This window comes from Spiroplasma sp. DGKH1 (assembly GCF_040940205.1).
GTDB lineage: Bacteria > Bacillota_I > Bacilli_A > Mycoplasmatales > Mycoplasmataceae > Spiroplasma.
Window position 1 is genome coordinate 1 of record NZ_JASTWG010000018.1, and the last position, 616, is coordinate 616.

The window sequence follows — 616 nt, forward strand, 5'->3', positions numbered from 1 at the left end:
GATCCGCTGGGTCGTTTCGCCCGGGTCCAGCCTGGCGTGCGCAACCTGGCGATCTCCCAGGCCGCTGCCCCTCATGGTCTGTACTACGCACCGGACCCGTCCTCGCAGATCGCCTGCTCCATCGGCGGCAACGTCGCGGAGAACGCCGGCGGCGTGCATTGCCTGAAGTACGGCCTGACCGTGCACAACCTGTTGCAGGTGGACATCGTGACCCTGGAAGGCGAGCGCCTGAGCCTGGGGTCCAGCGCCCTGGACAGCGCTGGCTTCGACCTGCTGGCGCTGTTCACCGGCTCCGAAGGGCTGCTCGGCGTGGTGGTGGAGGTCACCGTCAGGCTGTTGCCGCGCCCGCCGGTGGCGAAGGTCCTGCTGGCCAGCTTCGACGATGTGGAAAGCGCCGGGCGGGCGGTGGCCGACCTGATCGGTGCCGGCATCGTCCCGGCCGGGCTGGAAATGATGGACAACCTGTCGATCCGCGCCGCCGAGGATTTCATCCACGCCGGTTACCCGGTCGACGCGGCGGCGATCCTGCTCTGCGAACTGGATGGCGTGGAAGCCGACGTGCACGAGGATTGCGAGCGGGTCCGCGAGCTGTTCGAGGCGGCTGGCGCCACCTCGG

Annotated in this window: 1 protein-coding gene; it reads left to right on the forward strand. The window is 69.2% G+C overall.

Annotated features, from left to right (window positions below; translation table 4 throughout):
- Window positions 1-616 (forward strand): FAD-binding protein (locus QPK10_RS06715; protein WP_368487230.1); only part of this gene is annotated, 616 nt, incomplete at both ends.